Genomic DNA, 17,004 nt, shown 5'->3' with positions numbered 1-17,004 from the left:
TTCTATGTCATGCTGCCTAGGTCGGATCGCACAATTGTCATTCATCATTTCGGTCAGGAGCCGTTTGAGACCTCACCAGAAGATATGACTGCCTTAGCCCAATCGGTATTTCCGCTAGCTGATCGAGTTGCGGGAGCCGTAGGGGAAGCTTTTGACTTTGCAAGCTGGTATGGCGCATGGCGAAGTAGGCACGGTATAGAAGAGAGCGCAGCCATACCTACTCACCTGAAAGTGGAAGCGGCTGATGCCTTTGAAGCGCTTATTCCTTGGGAACAGCTAAAAGATGCAGCCGTTCAATATGCCATCGATGGCGAGCATCTTCCTATGGGCCCGATTCGACTCTATGTTCCAAACGGGTCGAGTGAATGCTTAAATGTAAAACATGTTGTTGCTTGTCACTTTATCCATGAGGAAGCCCATCGCGGAGAGGTCTCCTATGGTTTCAAAAGCAGCTTTTCTCCGGATGATCTCCGCAAACAACGTTAATCCCTCACTGATCGGGAGGCAAGCATGAGAGAAACATCGATTGATGCTTTAGAAGTTGTATTGCTGCATAGCAATGATATTCACAGCCGGTTAGAGCTAGCTGCCAAGATGGCCTCTTATATTGAAGAGGAGCGTCGTAGGTATGGCAGTGATCATGTATTGACAGTTGACATCGGCGATCATATGGACCGCATGCGGGTGGAGACAGAAGGCAGCGACGGTCTTGTTAACATCGCTCTGCTCAACGCATCTGGTTATGAAGTCGTTACGATTGGCAACAATGAAGGGCTTACTTTTACACCAGAGCATCTCGCAGAAGCGTATGGTGAGCGTGCAAAGTTCCAAACGATCTGTGCTAATTTTCACTACAGCTCAAATGGCGAAAGACCATCCTGGCTAGCACCTTATGCCATTATTAATAAAGGTCCCTATCGAATTGGGTTGATCGGCGCTACTGCTGCCTTTGCAGAGTTCTATAAGCTGCTGGGATGGGATGTCAGCGATCCGTTAAAGGCAATTGCCGAGCAAGCCGCTTTCTTGAGAGACAAAGTGGACGTGCTTATCGTCATGTCTCATCTTGGTTTGCCAATGGATCGGCGAATGGCAGAGGAAATTAAAGGGCTTGATCTTGTTCTCGGCGGGCATACGCATCATCTGCTGGAGGAGCCGGAGCTTATTGGCCAAACTTACCTATGCGCAGCCGGTAAGTTCGGCGATTACATCGGTCGCGTGGTGATCGGGATGGATCCGATCACGAAGCGACCGACTTTTCGCGCGGAGTGCGTGCCGATGGCCGCGCTCGAAGAGCAGCCCGAAGCGGCCGCGATTATCGGCCGCTTCAGGGCTGCGGGCCAGCGCCGCCTCAGCCGGGTCATTGCCCGGCTGAGTGCGCCGCTGCCCGCCATTGCCGAGCGAGAATCACCGCTCGGCAATTTGCTCGCCGCCGGCCTACGGCGCTGGACGGATGCCGAGATTGGCATCGTCAACGCAGGGCAATTGCTCGGCGGCCTCGCCGCAGGCGATGTGACGGCGGGCGATATCCATGCCCTATGCCCGTCACCGATTAATCCTTGCCGCATGAGACTGCGCGGCAGGGCCCTTCGACAGGCGCTGGAGGAATCGCTGCTAGTCGAGTATAAGAATAAGCCGATCCGAGGGTTTGGTTTCCGTGGAATCGTACTTGGCACGTTAGCCGTGGATGGCATTGAAATTCGCTGGAATGAGGAAGCTGAACCATTGAACAAGATCACTTCAATCCTGATCAATGGGCAGTCACTTGAGGATGAGTGTGACTACGTAGTCGGGACGATTGACATGTTTACGTTCGGCGTAGGTTATGAGACAATCAAAAGTGGCACGGATGTCAGGTATTATTTACCAGGGTTTATTCGAGATGTGCTGGAGAGAGAACTTCAGGAAAGCAGCGCGTTGTCAGATTGCCAGCGTATTCGTTGGATGGCATCGGACACCCAGAGCCGATGACGATACGATAGATTATTAATGGAGAGAGAGTGGAGAAACTGTGGGAGATTTAATCAATGCTGTCATTTTAGGAATTGTGGAAGGCTTAACGGAATTTTTGCCGGTGTCCTCTTCTGGTCATATGATTCTGACGAACAAGCTCATTGGTGTTTTACCCGACGATCAAAAGATGATCACGTTCGAAATCATCATTCAATTAGCAGCGATCTTGGCGATTGCGCTCGTTTATAGAGCACGTATCGCAAGCCTGTTCGGCTTGTCCCGCCAAACGGAAACCGTTGGAACCCTATCGCCATTAGGGAAGCGGTCAAGAAGGAAGCTCAATCTCATCCATGTGGCACTTGGAATTGTACCGGCCTTGCTGCTTGCTTTCTTCCTTCGAGATATTATTAAAGGCGAAGGCTTCAACCAAACGCCTGTATTGATCTCACTTGTCGTTGGCGGTATCTATATGATTGTGGCCGAACGGCTTGTAAAATCAGGACGTATTCGCACCGTATCGGAATCTATGGATGATATTACATACAAACAAGCACTTTCAATTGGATTGCTGCAATGCTTATCCTTATGGCCGGGCTTCTCTCGTTCAGGATCGACCATTGCAGGCGGTATGCTGGTTGGTACGAGTTATAAAGCAGCAGCCGACTTCTCCTTTTTGATGGCGATTCCGATTATGATGGCCGCTTCAGGATATGAACTGCTGGATAATTATAAATATATTAAAGGCGATAATTTAATGTTCTTCATCGTGGGCTTCCTTGTTTCATTCGTCGTAGCCTGGATCGTTATTGTGTTATTCCTAAAATATATCCAAAAAGTGAAATTATCCTATTTTGCAGTCTACAGATTTATACTTGCAGCGTTGTTTTGGATTTTTGTTATGCGTTAAGTCCCTGCATTAAATTCCTACCTATTCCCTAGCTGCTCGAATAAGCCTAATCCGGAGTGCCATACAACGGACTAGGCTTATTCGTAATTAGTTGACTTGCTGAACGCCACTTACTTAGAATGAAGACAATCAAATCAGAGTGATTGCACCTTGAATATATCCAAAATTCATATTGTGCAAATTGTGCAGGGTCATAGTGGAGTAATGTACAGATTAATCAGTAGCAAAGTGAAGTCTCCTTCTGTCATGCTAGAGAAAGGAACTCTTTCCGTACATGGCATTAAACGGCTGATTATTTCTGTTATTTAGAAGAGGAGACTACTATGACATCTATTCAAGAAAATCAAGCGTACAAAGAAGCTGAGGTTTGGTGGAGCACTGAGCAGAATCCAAGAGATCGAGCTTGGTTTGATCATTCAATGCCGATTAAACATAAGCTTGAAACTAGAGAGAGCTTGATCTTCACTGCTCCCAGTGCGATCGACATCCCAACGATTACTGTATTTCCGGATCTTTCATTTCAAGAAATTCTTGGAATAGGCACTTCTGTGGAAGAAAGCACCATCTATAATTTGTCGCAAATGACAGCGGATAAACAGGAAGAGATCTATGCTTGGCTGCTCGATCCCAGCAGCGGGGTTGGATTTAACCTGATGCGAATAACACTAGGCACTTCAGATTTCACCGCTCAGACCTTTTATTCCTATAATGATCTAGAAGAGGGAGAGACGGATTTCTCTCTAGCGCGCTTCTCGATACAAAAGGATATTGATTTGGGAATTGTGAGTACGCTTAAGCGGATGCTTGAGATTTCACCTGATATGCAAATATTTGCTTCTTCTTGGTCTCCGCCAGCTTGGATGAAAACCTCTGGAAGCTTGAAGAAAGGACAGCTCAAAGAAGGAAATGCGTATATAGAGGTACTCGCTGAATATTATCGGAAAGCCATTCAAGCCTACCAAGAACAGGGCATTGAGCTCTATGCCATTACACTTCAAAATGAGCCTTTACTGGAAATTGATTATCCGAGCTGCTATATGAGTCCCGAGCGTCAGCGTGAATTAATAATCGCCTTGAAAAAAGAGCTGGATGCCTATCAGCTTCACACGAAGATTTGGATCTTTGATCACAATTTCAGTGATGGCTGGATGTACGTTTGTCCCATTCTCAATGATAAAGAAGGCTATGAAGCAACGGATGGGATTGCTTTTCACGATTATGATGGAGAACCAGCCATTATGTCGGAGATTAAGGGGGCTTACCCGGACAAAACCATTCATCTGACAGAACGTTCGATATGGGGCGTTGCTGCAGCAGACCGAATTGCGCAATACTTTCGCAACTGGGCTTCGAGCTACAATGCCTGGGTGACTATGCTAGATAGTAACATTGGTACGCATCAATGGGTGGGAATCCCCGACCCCACCTTAATTGTGCAGGATGCCAACCATCGAGATGAATACTGGATGACTCCGGAATTTTTCTTAACTGGACAATTTTCCAAATTCATTCAGCGGGGGGCACGCAGAGTAGAAAGCAATTATGGATCTTCATCTACCGTAACGAATGTTGCTTTTCTAAATCCTGATAACACCTTAGTTGTTGTTGTCATTAACCAGACAGACGAGGAGCAGCCCTTCCGAATTGTCGCTGATCGTGAGCAAATTCATGCGGCTCTTCCTCCGAAAACCGCAGCAACGTACCGTTGGAAACGCGCTTAACTAATATCAGTTGTATAAGGGCTGTCCTATTAATGGGGCAGTCCTATGTTGTTCAAGGCTGCCAGAAGGAATCGTACAAAAGGAGTCGAAATGAGAATGCTGGCTAAATTTCGTTCCCGCAAATATTTGCAGCGTATTTTATTGTCCCTGATCGTCTTCGTCGTTGTTGTTCTTTGTGTTTTTGCGCTCACGTTATATTGGAAAATGAAAAGCACCACGCTTCATATTCAAACAGAAGCGAACCGTAAGGTGCTCGCCCAAGTCAAATATAATGTCGAGTACATGGATGAAATATTGAAGAATTTAATGATGTCGCTTTATTTTGATAATGAAGTCATTCCTATTCTGTATGGCAAAACCTTTAGCTATGAGAATATTGCGATTAAATTGGCGAAGCTTGATAAGGTAGCAGATTCATCGACCTACTTGCATTCTATTATTTTGTATAACAACTACACGAATACCTATCTATCGACGAACAGGAAGTTCCAAGATAATTTGAATGGTGAGATTGGGCGATTTGAAGAGCAATTAGATAACCAGCAGAAGCTGCAAAAGATGAAATTGGTTCCTATCAAAATATCGCAGGATCCTCTTACAGCTGTCGATTTTTTCTCGTATGTCATGTATGGGAACCAGGAACAGGCAACTAAGAAGCAAAGTAAGCTGATTTTAAACGTGAAACCGGAATGGCTGTTCAATAATATTAAAGTGATCAATGATCTGGCCTATGACAAAAGCAGTTCCGTTCTGCTGATGGACGGACAGGGGTTGTTGTATACCAATGAGAATCGTTCAGCGAATTTCCTGCCCACTGATGTCTCTGAGCGAATACAGGCTAGTCATGCTGATTTTGAATCTTTTACCTATGGAAAAGGTAAAGATAAATCAATTGTTACTGTGATGTCACTCGGTGTTTATCACTGGAAGGCCGTCAGCATTCAATCCTATGATTATGCATTAAGCGAACTTAAGAGTATTCGCAATATGCTTATAATCTCGACGTTATTGTTCTTCTTATTATCTGCTGTCATTGCTTATGTCATTTCTAAGCGTTTATATCGACCTGTTGAGATGATGCTCATGCAGCTTAGAGGAACACTTCCAGAAGCAAAGCAGACGAAGGGAAAGGATGAGTGGTCCTATCTCTCAGATGCCTATGCCTCTATCATCGATAAAGCGAATATCGCCGAGCTTCACCACTCTAGAAATCGGCAAATTGTCGAGGGCTTTCACATACGTAATCTACTGACGAAGAGCGGCAGCCTGACAAAGGATAAATTTCTTCACTTACTGTCCGAACATGACCTTGCTATAGAACCGGAAGGGCCCTTTATTATCGGCGTGTGTAAAATTGATGATTTTGATCTAAGAATGCTGCAAGTCAGCCCTAATGAGCAGAAACTATATCGGTTCGCTCTAGGGAATATAGCAGAGGAAATGCTCGCACCTTGGTGTAAGCTCATCTGGATCGAGATGGGAGATAATCATTTTGTCTTTCTAGCGTCCCTGTTGGATAAGGAATCCTTTGCACTTCCTTCATTCGAGGCTTCAATAGAAGAAATGCAGCAAGTCATACATAGGTATTATCAGCTCTCGACAACGATATCGATTGTATCCCCATTTGATAATTATATGAAGATGGCTGAGGCCTATAGTGAAGCTCAAGAATTAATGATGTATCGCATGCTATTGGGTCATTCCACTCTTATAACATCCGATCGTGTAAAGGTGAACGAGCGTCATGAGGATATTCAGCAGGCAGCTTGTATAGAAAAACAGATCATCGAGCATTTGCGCCGGGGCAGCAGTGAGGGATTAACAAGCAACTTCCATCATTTCTTCGCATATGCAGCAACACTGACCTATACCCAATTCATGCACTCTGTCTTACATATGACGGTAACCGTGACCAAAACCATCAGTGAGATGAACGAGAATCGTTCAAGACCGATAGCCATTGATCTACGACATTTTTACCAAGAGGTGCTGGAACAAGAAACGGTAGGCGGGATTGAAGCGCTGTTCCATTCCCTGATTACACAGCTATCGAGTGAGACAAACCAAGGCGAGAATGAAAAGACAGAAATTCTGTGTCATACGATGAAGGAGATTATTGCTGAGAATAGTAATGATCCTGATTTCAGCTTGCAGAACATTGCACAGCTGCTAAAAATGTCTTCTGCGTATATCGGTCGTGTATTTAAACAAGGGACAGGGATGGCAGTAACAGAGTACATCAATAAGATACGTCTTAGTAACGCCCTTGAGTTATTGGAAGCCCAAAATATGACCATTAATGAAGTCATGGAACGCGTGGGTTACCGATCTCAGAGTTATTTTTTCAAATTATTTAAGGCCCAATATGGCACCACACCAAAAGATTATCGATTAAGAAAAGTGATTATGGCAGAAAGAATATGAAGGAAGGCCTCGGATGTTCAACGGAAGTTGAGATTCGAGGCCTTTTTCAAATTATAAGAAAGTATAAAGTTATCTCCAACCTTTGCTTATATTTCAGAGGGAAGAAACTTGCTTCGCCGCCAAGGACGGCGTTAGCCGTTTCTTCTTGGTAAAGCGCTCATTGATGATGAGTAAAGTATCCGAATCGGACTGCTCAAATGGAGTAAAGTACAATTTGTTGAGTAGTAAAGGGCGGGTGCTATCTGACAAGATGAAGGTATGAAATCGCATGCAAACGATAGGACAGCTGAGGGAGGTGAATGCTAAATGAAAGCACAAGCAGCCCGTGAGGGAATGGCAGGGAAGTGGAATCATTTCAAACGTAACAAAGAGCTATTCATTCTTAGCTTGCCAGCTCTGATTTTTAAACTCATTTTTAGTTACTTGCCCCTTATTGGACTTATTGTCGCCTTTAAGAAGTTCCGATTTGACGGAGGGATATTCGGAAGTTCGTGGAATGGATTCGATAATTTTCGCTTCTTCTTCGTATCTGACAATGCCTGGAGAATTACACGAAATACGGTGCTTTACAATATGGGGTTTATAGCGATCACTATGGTATGTGCGCTGATTTTGGCTGTGCTGCTGAATGAATTGTCCAGTAAGGCTGTTAAAATCTATCAAACTGCGCTGTTCCTTCCTTACTTCCTCTCATGGGTAGTGGTTGGTTATATCGCACTTGCCTTTTTGGAACAAGACCGTGGCTTGTTGGATCAGCTCTGGAAATTATTCGGGCAAGAGCCAGTGAGCTGGTATCAGGAAGCTAGTCGTTGGCCCTATATTCTAAATGGTGTTAATTTATGGAAAACTGTCGGATTCTCCACGCTTGTCTATTACGCAGGGATCATTGGGATCAGCCCCACCTATTACGAAGCAGCTAAGATAGACGGAGCAAGTAAGATTCAGATGGTTCGCAGAATTACACTGCCATTACTGACACCGTTAATCATTGTTTTGTTTATTGTGGCAATTGGTGGTATATTCCGCGCAGATTTCGGTCTGTTCTATTTTATTCCGAATAATGCTAGCTTTTTATACTCCACAACGGATGTTATTGATACGTATGTTTTCCGAGCCTTGCGAACGGTTGGAGATGTAGGGATGTCTGCCGCAGTTGGGCTGTATCAATCCGTAGTCGGCTTCATTCTTGTCGTTACAGCTAACTGGATTATTAAGAAAATCAACTCGGATAATGCATTATGGTAAGGAGCGTTACTATGAAATTGAAGAATGGGTCCATAGCTATTAGTATCGTTCATGTTCTTTTTGGACTCGTGGCTCTTGCTATGCTGCTCCCGCTTTTGCTGGTAGTAGCGGTTTCCTTGTCCGATGAAAATGCAGTGGTCAAATATGGATATCGATTTATTCCTGAACAATTTAGCTTGAAGGGCTATCAAGTGGTGTTTCATAATCCAGGTATTCTAGTTAGTGCTTATAGTATCACTTTAATAGTCACAATTGCTGGCACATTAGTAAGCTTGCTATTCACAGCCATGGTAGCCTATGTTATGTCCCGTAAAGATTATCGGTATAGAAAGGCGACTACGTTCTTCGTGGTATTCACCATGCTGTTCAATGGCGGCTTAGTTCCCTTCTACATTCTTATTGTGAAATATCTGCATATGAAGGACACCATGTGGGTATTGATTCTTCCATATTTAATTAATCCCTTTTATGTCATGATCATGAAGGGTTTCCTCGATCGAATGCCGACAGAAATTATTGAATCTGCCAAAATGGATGGTGCAGGCGAGTATCGGTCGTTCTTTACGATTGTACTGCCGCTTTCCACACCCGCCTTAGCAACTGTCGGCTTATTTATTTCATTTGTCTACTGGAATGATTGGTGGCTGGGTCTCTTGTTTGTTGATAATGAGAAGCTCGTTCCTTTGCAGCTCTTGTTGTACAGGACCATGAATTCCATTGAGTTCTATGCCACTAATTCACAATACTTAAGCGGGAATGTCGATATCTCCCAATTCCCCAGTCTAACCACGAGAATGGCTTTGGCTGTTCTTGGAGCAGGGCCCATGCTGTTTATATTCCCATTCTTTCAACGCTATTTTGTTAAAGGTCTTACAGTCGGTTCATTAAAAGAATAAGAGAATGAACAACAGGAGTAAACGGTTATTGTTGGATATCATACCTTCAATAATCGTTTTCCATAGATTCTATTAGGAGGTCACTTCCATGTTAACGAATAAGAAAAAAGGAATTCAATTGGGGCTAACCGTTTTGATGAGCATGTCGTTGATTCTTTCCGCTTGCGGAGGAGGGAGCAATCAGACAGAGAAAGGCAGCACAAGTAAGGAGGGGAACGGTAATACAGCCGCTTCAGGAAATACGGGTAAAGAAACAGGCAGCAAGCTGGATCCCGTAGAGCTTACTTGGTATTACCCGCAGTGGAGTACACAGCCAGATACCAAATCTGTCGAGGAAGCTATTAATAAGATCACTTCAGAAAAGCTTAATGTCAAAATTAAATTAATGCCTACAGATGGCGGCAGCTATGAGCAGAAACTAAATACGATGGTAGCAGCTAATGAAGATTTTGATATTGCCTGGACTTCCTTCTGGATGTTTAACTATGCGCAAAATGCGCGCCGCGGAGCGTTTGCCCAGATCGATGATCTATTGAAGAAGGATGCTCCTGAATTAAAAAAGAGTATGCCTGACCTTGTTTGGGATGCCCTTAAGGTGGATGGAAAGACTTATGCCATTCTTAACTACCAAACAATAACCAATAAAGAAGGCTTCCTCATCCAAAAACGGTTTGCCGATAAATATAGTCTGGATACGAGTAAAATCAAGTCCATCAAAGACATCGAACCTTTCTTAGTCAAAATTAAAGAAAATGAACCGGACATCATTCCTTTTGCAATGACACGCGGCGGTAACTTTGAAAATATGAAAACGACTTATAATAATCTGGAATTTATCTCGAATGAGGCCATAGTCGGCATTTATCGCGGAGATTCGACCACCAAAGTCGTCGATGTTATTCAAACACCTGAATACAAGGAATATCTGGATCTTATGAATAGCTGGTATAAAAAAGGATTAATTAACAAAGATGCACCTACTGTAAAGGCGCTTGATGATCGTAAAAAGGCAGGACAGCTTGCTGTTACCTTCCATAACGTACTGAAGCCAGGCCGGGAAGTGGAAGAGAAAAATGCCTCAGGCGGTCAAGACATCATTATTGTACCCACTTCTGAGCCTTTTGTTGGTACCAATACAATCATCCAGTCGATGCAGGCTATTAGTAAGACCTCCAAGAACCCTGAGCGTGCTCTGATGTTCCTCAACCTTCTGAATACGGACAAAGAGCTGCTGAACTTGGTTTGTTATGGTATTGAAGGGAAGCATTATACGCGTCTCACTGCCGATACCATCAAGTTAACGGAAAACAGCGGTTATAATCCGAACCAAACCTGGGTATTTGGCAATGGTTTCCTAGCTGATATGCAAGAAGGTCAAAATCAAGAAGTCCGAGATCTGACTCTAAAGGAAAATAGTGAAGCGAAATCTTCTCCAATCCTCGGATTCACCTTTGATCCAGAGCCTGTCCAAAGTGAAATTGCTAATATTCAAGCGGTTAATGATGAATATGGCCCCCCTCTGAATACAGGAGCAGCAAGTTCCGATCAGAAACTAGCGCAGTATATTGAACAGCGCAAAAAAGCAGGTATTGAGAAAGTGGTTGCAGAAGTTCAAAAGCAGCTTGATGCATGGAAACAAAAAACAGCCAAATAAACAAGACTTTGTTTAGTACCTTAATCTAAGGTGCGAATAATACGTTTAACCATTGGTGCTTACTCCAATGCGCTTGCAGGCAATTGGGCAGCAATTGATGATTTTAAATTAATGAAAAAATAAGTGTGATTTTTACTTCATGGATAAAAGAGTACTACCTAAAGCAGGAGACCTGGACTCAGCTGTTTCGAGAAGAAACGACTGCTAACAGAGCTCCTGCTTCACTATGTGCTGGAGTGACAGCTGATGAATAATCTTTTTGTTACTGTGTTCACGTATGAAAGGTACAGCGCCTAGTTACCAATTATAAAAAATACAACAAAATTATTATAGATGAATTGAAAGAATTGTCGATTATTGACGAATTTTTTCCTTGCTCTTTTTTTGAAAATCCCTTACATTAACATTACGAGGTGTTAATCTAGCCTCTATAATAGGAAAATAGACGCAATTCAGGGGTCGAGACAATGCGATTATTACCCATTCATATGTGCCAGCCTGGTATGAAGCTAGCTAAAAAAATATATTCCGAAGAAGGCCTCGTGCTGCTCAGTGAACGAATGGAGCTTACCACTAAGCTCATTAGTCGCTTGTCAGAATGCGGGATTAGTTTCGTATACATTGAAGATCCGAGAACTTCGGATATCATTATTCCTGATCTTATTAGCGAAGAGACGAGACATCGAGCACTCATGGAAATTCGTTCTAACTTTCGTGACATGATGGACCGTCCTAAGAGCAAAACTGGCGTATCCTACCCCTATATTGGAAAGTCGTTTCGACATGTTATGAATATGGTTCTTGATGATTTAACCGCTCAGAAAGATGCCATGGTCATGTTAATGAATATGGGAATTGTGGATAATTATTTATTTAATCATTCATTAAACGTTTGTATATACTCGAGTATTCTTGGCATTGCCAGCGGTTATTCACGAGAGGAGCTAATGACTCTCGGATTGGGTGCTATGCTGCATGATGTGGGCAAAACACAAATTAATACAAATGTCCTAAAGAAAACGGGATCACTCACTCATGATGAGTATGAAGAAATGAAGCGGCATGCAGAGCGCGGATATTATTTGCTCAAGGATGAGCCGAATATTCCATTGCTGGCCGCTCATTGCGCTTATCAGCATCATGAACGTTTGGATGGCAGCGGGTATCCACGTGGCATTAATGGCAATGAAATTCATGAATATGCGAAGTGGATTGGGCTTGTCGACTCTTATGACGCCATGACGACGACGCGAATTTACCGAAGCCCAATGCTTCCTCATCAAGCTGTGGAATCATTATATGCAGGCTCTGGTACGCTCTACGAGCAGAGGATGCTCCAACTATTTCGAGATAAAGTTGCTATTTATCCACTTGGAATAACCGTGAAGCTGCATACGGGAGAGTCTGGTGTAGTTATGGATATCAATTCTTCTTGTGCGCATCGGCCTGTTATCCGAGTTCTTTATGGCGAGACGGGTGAAGAGCTTAAAGTGCCATATGAGATTGATTTGTCCACTAATTTGACAACCATGATTATAGCTGTGAATGAAGAGCCTTCTCTTGCAGGAACATCTGGTGCATAGCGAATTTCATAGAATATTGGTATACTAAGGAGCCGAATAGGCTTCTTTTTTGAACTTAATGAGGGCACAAGTTCCATATCTACCTTTTTCTTCTATTCCTTAAGGATAATACAACAAAATACCGCCGCCAATGCGGGTCTTGCCTGTTTTCTTTTTTCATAGTCGCATAAAAGAGTGTTACAATATTTACGTAAGTGATTTGCAACGAACATCCCCTTGATATTACAATAATAGAAATACGACTTATTCTTATGTCTAAAGTCAGGTGCTGAATATATGCAAAACGCCATATCATTAACCCAGAAACCTATTTTTCCATCTTTTTCTCCGTCCGATGATCCATGGGACCCCATTAGTTCGCTTCGTCAATTTGGCCGTCATCAGCTGACCAGTGTAGAGATGACCATTTCGAATTTATGTAATATGCGCTGCGAACACTGCGCAGTTGGTGATACGTTGGTCATGGCTGAGCCTGCCAAGCTGCCCTTAGACTCCATGTTAAGTCGACTTGATGAAGTCGAGCATTTGCAGACGATAAGCATAACAGGCGGCGAGCCCACTTTTTCCGATAAAACGGTAAAGGAATATATCATTCCGCTTCTAAAATATGCAAGGAGTCGCGGTGTGCGCTCCCAAATTAACTCCAATGTGACATTGGATTACAATCGTTATGAAGCGATAGCTCCGTATCTAGATGTGATGCATATTTCATTTAACTACACGGAGGCTGCTGATTTCCATCAAGTTGGCTTTGCAAAGAGTGGGCATTCCGTTTCTTATGAGGCAGCTGCTCGGTTATATGAAAGAATGATTGGTAATACTAAACGGCTAAGTGCTGGCGGTCTATATGTTTCAGCCGAGTCGATGATTAATTTTCGGACGCATACGAAGATGGCAGACATTCACAAACTAATCGTTGAGATGGGCTGTAAGCGTCATGAAGTACATCCTATGTATCCAAGTGCATTCGCAGTTGATTTACCGGTTATAAATAAGAAGGAGATGCGTGATTCGATCGCAAGCCTGCTGGACAACCGTGATCCTTCAGTATGGATGTTGTTTGGAACACTTCCTTTCTTTCATTGTAGTGAGGATTCAGAAGATCGCACTTTGCTGCGTAGGTTAGCTAAAGAACCGAATGTAACGGTACGGAATGATCCTGATGGTCGCAATCGCTTAAATGTTAACTTGTTCACTGGTGAAGTATTCGTTACGGATTTTTCAGATATTCCTGCCTTCGGCAATATTAGCTCAGATCGTCTTGATGCATTGTTCGAGCGTTGGATTGATCATCCTCTGGCTAAGAGTGTTGATTGTCATTGTCCAGCTGTGGGCTGCTGCGGTCCCAATCTTCTTGTCAAAGACATGTATTATCGAGACGTTGATTTTACAGTTCGTGAAGCGATCCAAGAGAGATGATCTTATAAGAGTGGATGAGAGGAGCGAACAATCCGGTTGGAACATTTTGATACAAGCAGCATTTTTTGGAATTTATTAGTTGTAATCATTCTTGTATTGCTTAACGGTTTCTTCGTTGCAGCGGAGTTCTCGCTTGTAAAAGTAAGGCAATCGCGTTTAATGCAGCTTTCCAATGAAGGCCATAAACGAGCAAAATATGCGCTTACTGTAAATAAAAGGCTGGATTCCTATTTATCAGCAACCCAGCTTGGCATTACGCTTGCTTCACTCGGATTGGGTTGGGTAGGTGAGCCTGCGATATCGCATCTAATCGTAGAACCTATTCTTCATAAATTCGGGATGGAGGATGGTACAGTAATTACAACTGTTTCTGTTCTAATCGGCTTTTTAGTCATTACGTTCTTACATATTGTTTTGGGTGAGCTTGCACCAAAGACGCTCGCGATTCAGAAGTCGGAGGCGACTTCATTGTGGTTATCGATGCCATTGCTGTACTTTTATCGCCTCTTTCTCCCTGTCATTTGGCTCCTGAATGGTTCAGCAAACCGGCTGCTTCGACTTTTTGGCGTTAAGCCGGCAAGCGAGCATGATTCGGCCCACACGGAAGAAGAAATACGTATTTTGATGAATCAGAGTGCGAAGAGTGGCATTATCGATAAGGATGAGCTTACTTTATTTGATAATATTTTCGAGTTTTCAGATCGATTGGCGCGTGAAATTATGCTTCCTCGTACAGACATGGACTGCTTGTACGAAGACTTGTCCTTTCAAGAGAATATGAAAATTGTCTATTCCACGAAGCATACACGCTATCCGGTATGTGTGGAGGATAAAGATCAGTTGATCGGATTTGTTCATATTACGGATCTGCTCACTGCCGATCCTGATGAGGATCAAACGTTAACTAAATTTCTTCGTCCGATCCTTAACGTCCCAGAATCGATGGAAATCAGTCATGTTTTGAAGCTTATGCAGAAGAGACATTCACAGATTGCCATTGTCGTTGATGAATATGGCGGAACAGCTGGTATGCTAACGACAGAATCCATTCTCGAGGAAATTGTAGGTGAGATTCATGATGAATTTGATAATGTGCAGCCAAGCATCATCGTCAAGGGAGATGTGACCTCAGTTGATGGTCGTATGCTCATTGAAGATGTGAATGATATGTTTAACCTAACAATAGAAGATGACGATGTTGATTCTATTGGAGGCTGGTTGTTCACTCGTTTGGAGGGTAACCCAGTCAAAGGCAAGAAAATCGAGCATGAAGGCTACGTCTTTGAGGTAGCTGAAAGTGAGCGCATTCGCGTGCTTCGGGTAAATATCTTTAAGTTGAAAAGCGATGAAACAGAAGAAATAAGCACCTAAGATATACATTCATAAGTGAAAATACATAGGTGGAATACATAAGTATTGGCTCAATACTGCCCGCTTTGCAGACGGATCATTCTTACGATCGCTGTTGTCTCCCTATTTCCTGATTCTATCCCTTAGGGGTAGAAATCGTGAGACAAAGGCGAACGCTATCGCTTCTTCAGAACGATTCCGTCCGCTTCGCTTTGTTAGTCGTGATGACAAGCACTGATTATAGGTTAGAGCTATAAGTATAGCTAATAAGTCACAAGATCGGACTACCGCCTCAGCAGCATGAACTGCTGGGGTGGTAGTCTTTTTGTATCATGCGACAATTGAATAGAAGTCCTTCAATCATTTCTTCTGGTCTGGTCTTGGAACAAGTTGTAATATTCCCCGGGAAATCAGAAATAAAAAATTAAAGACAGTGAGAAAAACAGCTAGGCTCATTTCATATGATAGCTATAGGAAGACCATGTTCAGGCAGCGCGTCAGGCAAAGCTGGCTGTAAATACAATGTGGATGCTGACGATATCAGCTTCATCAAGAGCTTCCATATAATTGGAAACTCTGTGCAATGCCATGTAAAAAAATTAGGAGGCGTTAAAGTGAACGTCAATAAGCCAACCCGAGAATGGTATCCCTTTATTGGACCCTTCGATCCTTGTCCACCGAAGTATGTGAAAACATACTCGATGCCGCCTAACCAATTCATCCCCTTTCAGCCAATGAATCTGCCACAATTCTCATTGCAGGATGCGCTTCGCTATGGCACGTTATGGCCTGCTTTGTTCAGCCCTTACGAATCTAAATGCGAAAAGAAGGGATAAGGTAAATGATGACTAAACTCGATGAACAGTACTATCGGAAGCTGCTTGAGCTGCAGCAGCTTGATTTTGCACTTGTTGAGTTAACCTTATACTTAGATACACATCCCAATGACTTGCAGGCACTCCAGCAGTTTAATCAGCTTGCACAGCAGCGTCAGCATTGTGCACATGAATTTGAGATGCAGTATGGGCCGCTCCTTCAATTTGGGAACAGTTTTTCCAAGTATCCTTGGCAATGGTCTGAAACACCTTGGCCGTGGCAGGTATAACGATAGATATGATGTGATTGAGGATAACATCAGGCAGCTGAGCCTTGATGAACGACTTCTAGGAGGGATAGAATACAATGTTTATTTATGAGAAAAAGCTGCAGTACCCCGTTCGTGTCAGCAAATGTGACCCAAGGGTAGCGAGATATCTTGTGGAGCAATATGGCGGAGCGGATGGAGAGCTTTCTGCGGCACTGCGATATATGAATCAGCGCTATTCGATTCCTGATAAGGTCGTCGGCTTACTCACAGATATTGGAACTGAAGAATTTGCTCATCTGGAAATGATTGCCACGATGATTTATAAGCTCACTAAGGATGCTACTCCTCAGCAGCTGGAAGCCGCTGGGTTAGGGCCACACTACGCGAACCATGATAGCGCGCTCTATTATAATAATGCGTCGGGTGTGCCATGGACGGCTGCTTACATCGCAGCTAAGGGTGATCCGTTAGCTGATCTTTACGAGGACATTGCAGCAGAAGAGAAGGCGCGAGCTACGTATCAATGGATTATTGATATGACAGATGATGTGGATTTGCAGGATAGCTTAAAGTTTTTGCGTCAGCGCGAAATTGTTCATGCCATGCGTTTTAAGGAAGCGGTAGAAATTATTAAAGCCGATCGGGATACGAAAAAAGTATATTAGTTTGCAAAGCTTTTCTAATAGAAAAAGAGGGATGCCTGGTCATTGAGACCGGGTTTTTTTGTGCTTTTTATGTATAAAAATGGATGTTTAAGTGAGTATTTTA

Annotated in this window: 15 protein-coding genes; all 15 read left to right on the top strand. The window is 43.3% G+C overall.

Annotated features, from left to right (window positions below; genetic code table 11):
* Window positions 1-9: 9 nt before the first annotated feature.
* A complete protein-coding gene (locus EKN16_RS14100; RefSeq protein WP_125658141.1) occupies window positions 10-486 on the top strand; it encodes a hypothetical protein in 477 nt (158 codons plus the stop codon).
* Window positions 487-510: 24 nt separating this feature from the next.
* Window positions 511-1,968, top strand: coding sequence for a bifunctional metallophosphatase/5'-nucleotidase (locus tag EKN16_RS14095; RefSeq protein ID WP_125658138.1), 1,458 nt, complete (start codon window positions 511-513; stop codon window positions 1,966-1,968).
* Window positions 1,969-2,008: 40 nt separating this feature from the next.
* Window positions 2,009-2,857, top strand: coding sequence for an undecaprenyl-diphosphate phosphatase (locus EKN16_RS14090; protein WP_125658135.1), 849 nt, complete (start codon window positions 2,009-2,011; stop codon window positions 2,855-2,857).
* Window positions 2,858-3,007: 150 nt separating this feature from the next.
* On the top strand, window positions 3,008-3,166 hold the full coding sequence (locus EKN16_RS33010; RefSeq protein ID WP_232016422.1) for a hypothetical protein: 159 nt from the start codon (window positions 3,008-3,010) through the stop codon (window positions 3,164-3,166).
* Window positions 3,167-3,180: 14 nt separating this feature from the next.
* Window positions 3,181-4,578: a glycoside hydrolase family 30 protein gene (locus EKN16_RS14085; RefSeq protein WP_125658132.1), complete on the top strand. Its 1,398-nt coding sequence runs from the start codon at window positions 3,181-3,183 to the stop codon at window positions 4,576-4,578.
* Between the two features lie 96 nt (window positions 4,579-4,674).
* Window positions 4,675-7,002 carry a helix-turn-helix domain-containing protein gene (locus tag EKN16_RS14080; protein WP_164522793.1) on the top strand — a complete coding sequence of 776 codons (2,328 nt, stop codon included), beginning with the start codon at window positions 4,675-4,677 and terminating at the stop codon, window positions 7,000-7,002.
* 306 nt (window positions 7,003-7,308) lie between these two features.
* Window positions 7,309-8,247, top strand: coding sequence for an ABC transporter permease (locus tag EKN16_RS14075; RefSeq protein ID WP_232016420.1), 939 nt, complete (start codon window positions 7,309-7,311; stop codon window positions 8,245-8,247).
* An 11-nt stretch (window positions 8,248-8,258) separates the two neighbouring features.
* The gene (locus tag EKN16_RS14070; protein WP_125658125.1) at window positions 8,259-9,143 is read left to right on the top strand and encodes a carbohydrate ABC transporter permease; all 885 of its coding nucleotides are present in this window, start codon (window positions 8,259-8,261) and stop codon (window positions 9,141-9,143) included.
* An 88-nt stretch (window positions 9,144-9,231) separates the two neighbouring features.
* A complete protein-coding gene (locus tag EKN16_RS14065; protein ID WP_125658122.1) occupies window positions 9,232-10,797 on the top strand; it encodes an ABC transporter substrate-binding protein in 1,566 nt (521 codons plus the stop codon).
* A gap of 467 nt (window positions 10,798-11,264) precedes the next feature.
* A complete protein-coding gene (locus tag EKN16_RS14060) occupies window positions 11,265-12,380 on the top strand; it encodes an HD-GYP domain-containing protein (protein WP_125658119.1) in 1,116 nt (371 codons plus the stop codon).
* A 276-nt stretch (window positions 12,381-12,656) separates the two neighbouring features.
* The gene (gene yfkAB / locus EKN16_RS14055; RefSeq protein WP_125658116.1) at window positions 12,657-13,799 is read left to right on the top strand and encodes a radical SAM/CxCxxxxC motif protein YfkAB; all 1,143 of its coding nucleotides are present in this window, start codon (window positions 12,657-12,659) and stop codon (window positions 13,797-13,799) included.
* 36 nt (window positions 13,800-13,835) lie between these two features.
* Window positions 13,836-15,170 (top strand): hemolysin family protein, encoded by a 1,335-nt coding sequence (locus EKN16_RS14050; protein ID WP_125658113.1) that lies wholly within the window; start codon window positions 13,836-13,838, stop codon window positions 15,168-15,170.
* Between the two features lie 593 nt (window positions 15,171-15,763).
* Complete coding sequence (locus tag EKN16_RS33005; RefSeq protein ID WP_232016419.1) at window positions 15,764-15,985, top strand: spore coat associated protein CotJA; 222 nt, start codon at window positions 15,764-15,766, stop codon at window positions 15,983-15,985.
* A gap of 5 nt (window positions 15,986-15,990) precedes the next feature.
* Entirely contained in the window at window positions 15,991-16,254 is a 264-nt protein-coding gene (locus EKN16_RS14040) for a spore coat protein CotJB (protein WP_125658107.1), read from the top strand.
* A 77-nt stretch (window positions 16,255-16,331) separates the two neighbouring features.
* Window positions 16,332-16,901 carry a manganese catalase family protein gene (locus EKN16_RS14035; RefSeq protein ID WP_125658105.1) on the top strand — a complete coding sequence of 190 codons (570 nt, stop codon included), beginning with the start codon at window positions 16,332-16,334 and terminating at the stop codon, window positions 16,899-16,901.
* The last annotated feature ends 103 nt before the right edge of the window (window positions 16,902-17,004 follow it).

It is taken from the genome of Paenibacillus baekrokdamisoli (assembly GCF_003945345.1).
Lineage (GTDB): Bacteria > Bacillota > Bacilli > Paenibacillales > Paenibacillaceae > Paenibacillus_Z > Paenibacillus_Z baekrokdamisoli.
Note: the sequence above shows the minus strand (reverse complement) of the source record. Positions and strands in the feature narration are given on the sequence as shown.

Excerpts from the sequence above, each read along its gene's own strand:
- EKN16_RS14100 (WP_125658141.1), top strand. The coding sequence starts at position 10 with ATGCTGCCTAGGTCGGATCGCACAATTGTCATTCATCATTTCGGTCAG.
- EKN16_RS14095 (WP_125658138.1), top strand. The coding sequence starts at position 511 with ATGAGAGAAACATCGATTGATGCTTTAGAAGTTGTATTGCTGCATAGC.
- EKN16_RS14085 (WP_125658132.1), top strand. The coding sequence starts at position 3,181 with ATGACATCTATTCAAGAAAATCAAGCGTACAAAGAAGCTGAGGTTTGG.
- EKN16_RS14080 (WP_164522793.1), top strand. The coding sequence starts at position 4,675 with ATGCTGGCTAAATTTCGTTCCCGCAAATATTTGCAGCGTATTTTATTG.
- EKN16_RS14075 (WP_232016420.1), top strand. The coding sequence starts at position 7,309 with ATGAAAGCACAAGCAGCCCGTGAGGGAATGGCAGGGAAGTGGAATCAT.
- EKN16_RS14070 (WP_125658125.1), top strand. The coding sequence starts at position 8,259 with ATGAAATTGAAGAATGGGTCCATAGCTATTAGTATCGTTCATGTTCTT.
- EKN16_RS14065 (WP_125658122.1), top strand. The coding sequence starts at position 9,232 with ATGTTAACGAATAAGAAAAAAGGAATTCAATTGGGGCTAACCGTTTTG.
- EKN16_RS14060 (WP_125658119.1), top strand. The coding sequence starts at position 11,265 with ATGCGATTATTACCCATTCATATGTGCCAGCCTGGTATGAAGCTAGCT.
- yfkAB (WP_125658116.1), top strand. The coding sequence starts at position 12,657 with ATGCAAAACGCCATATCATTAACCCAGAAACCTATTTTTCCATCTTTT.
- EKN16_RS14040 (WP_125658107.1), top strand. The coding sequence starts at position 15,991 with ATGATGACTAAACTCGATGAACAGTACTATCGGAAGCTGCTTGAGCTG.
- EKN16_RS14035 (WP_125658105.1), top strand. The coding sequence starts at position 16,332 with ATGTTTATTTATGAGAAAAAGCTGCAGTACCCCGTTCGTGTCAGCAAA.